General features: G+C 63.2%; 2 protein-coding genes. Both read left to right on the top strand.

The window, feature by feature from the left end; all coding sequences use genetic code 11:
- Positions 1-1,181, top strand: a 1,181-nt coding sequence (locus tag Q0316_RS17740) for a glycine--tRNA ligase subunit beta (RefSeq protein ID WP_298674768.1), incomplete at its 5' end; no start/stop codon positions are given.
- Between the two features lie 73 nt (positions 1,182-1,254).
- Positions 1,255-2,194: PEP/pyruvate-binding domain-containing protein (locus Q0316_RS17735; RefSeq protein WP_298674764.1), on the top strand; the 940-nt coding region annotated here is incomplete at its 3' end.

Raw genomic sequence — 2,194 nt, 5'->3', positions numbered from 1 at the left:
TCGCCGACATGGCCGAACGCGCCGCGCGGCTGGCCAAGGCCGATCTCGTCACCGGGATGGTGGGCGAATTCCCCGAGCTGCAGGGCCTGATGGGCGGCTATTATGCCACCGCGCAGGGCGAACCGCGCGAAGTCGCCGAGGCGATCCGCGATCACTACAAGCCGGTCGGGCAGGGCGATGAGGTGCCCACCGCGCCGGTTACGGTGGCAGTGTCGTTGGCGGATAAGCTGGATACGATTGCCGGTTTTTTCTCGGAAAACGAGAGGCCAACAGGTTCGAAAGACCCGTTTGCGTTACGTCGAGCCGCGCTGGGGGTTCTCGCTATTATCCAGTCGAACGGACTGCGATTCGATTTGCGAGCTGCTTTTGTTGAAGCAACTTTTCGACAGCCATTCGGTAAGCAGATTGATCCAACAATAGTTGCTAATCGGACATTTGGTGACCTGTCTCGCGTTATTGGGATGGGAAAAGATGTTGCTGTTGAATTTTATCGAGCAATCCGTGCTGACGCCGAAGAGCAGGTGATTGAAAAGGCGAAGCAGGATACCGAGAATCTCTATAGAATTAGCGACGATGGTATGCTGTTCTTCGCCGACCGCCTCAAGGTCCAGCAACGCGAAGCGGGTGTCCGTCATGACCTGATCGACGCGGTGTTCGCGCTGGGGGGCGAGGACGATCTCGTCCGGCTGCTCGCGCGGGTTCATGCGTTGCAATCGTTCGTTACCACCGATGACGGCGCGAACCTTCTCGCCGGATACAAGCGCGCGGCGAATATCCTCAAGAAGGAAGGGTATGCCGCGCCAGCCACCGCCGTCACCCCCGCGAAGGCGGGGGGCCAGACGCCCGACGCTGGTGCGGGAGTCGCAGCGTCGGCGTCTCTGGATTCCCGCCTTCGCGGGAATGACGAAGTGGGGGCGGGATACACCCCCGAGCCAGCCGAGGCCGCGCTGGAGGCGGCGCTCGATGCGGCGGAGCCCGCCGCCGCCGATGCGGTGGCGAACGAGGATTTCGAGGCGGCGATGGCCGCGCTTGCCACGCTGCGCGCGCCGATCGACGTGTTCTTCGATGCGGTGACGGTGAACGACGCCGATCAGGTGAAGCGCGCCGCGCGGCTCGCATTGCTTGCGCGCGTTCGTGCTGCGGTGCACAGCGTCGCGGATTTCTCGAAGATCGAGGGGTAAGACCCCCTCGATCCTGCATGATCGGCCTATCTATTTCGCGTCCGCAGCGAAAACAGACACTTGGGGATGGAAGATGACGCAATACGTCTATCGGTTCGGTGGTGGTGTTTCCGATGGGGGCAAGGGCGACAAGTTTCTGCTTGGCGGCAAGGGCGCGAATCTGGCGGAAATGGCCTCGATCGGGCTGCCGGTGCCCCCCGGCTTCACCATCTCCACCGAGATGTGCACGCGCTATTATGACGATGGCGAGCAATTCCCCGAGACGCTCCGCGCTGAAGTGGCGCAGGGCCTGGCGCATATCGAGGGCGTGACGGGGAAGAAATTCGGCGATGCCTCTGCCGATGGGGCGGGGCCGCTGCTCGTCTCGGTCCGCTCGGGCGCGCGGGTGTCGATGCCGGGGATGATGGATACGGTGCTCAACCTCGGCCTCAACGACGAAACGGTCGAGGGGCTGGCCAAGGTTTCCGGCGACGAACGCTTCGCGTGGGACAGCTATCGCCGCTTCATCCAGATGTATTCGGATGTGGTGCTGGAACTCGATCACGGCGCGTTCGAGGAAGCACTGGAGATCGCCAAGGAGGATCAGGGCTTCACGCTCGATACCGAGATGTCGGCGGCGGACTGGAAGGCGCTGGTCGCCGAATACAAAAAGCTGGTCGAGGCGGAATGGGGCAAGCCCTTCCCGCAGGACGTGCACGATCAATTGTGGGGCGCTGTCGGCGCGGTGTTCGGATCGTGGCAGGCGGAGCGCGCCAAGGTCTATCGCCGGCTGAACGACATTCCGGGCACCTGGGGCACGGCGGTGAACGTGCAGGCGATGGTGTTCGGCAATATGGGTGACACCTCGGCCACGGGGGTGGCCTTCACCCGCGATCCCTCGACCGGCGAGAACGTCTATTACGGCGAATTCCTCATCAACGCGCAGGGCGAGGATGTGGTGGCGGGTATTCGCACGCCACAATATCTGACGCTCGCCGCGCGCGAGGCGGCGGGCGCGAAGGCGGCCTCGATGG

The sequence above is a fragment of the uncultured Sphingomonas sp. genome (genome assembly GCF_937871615.1).
Classification (GTDB): domain Bacteria; phylum Pseudomonadota; class Alphaproteobacteria; order Sphingomonadales; family Sphingomonadaceae; genus Sphingomonas.
The sequence above is the reverse complement of the archived record's forward strand: the minus strand, read 5'-3'. Positions and strand labels throughout refer to the sequence as shown.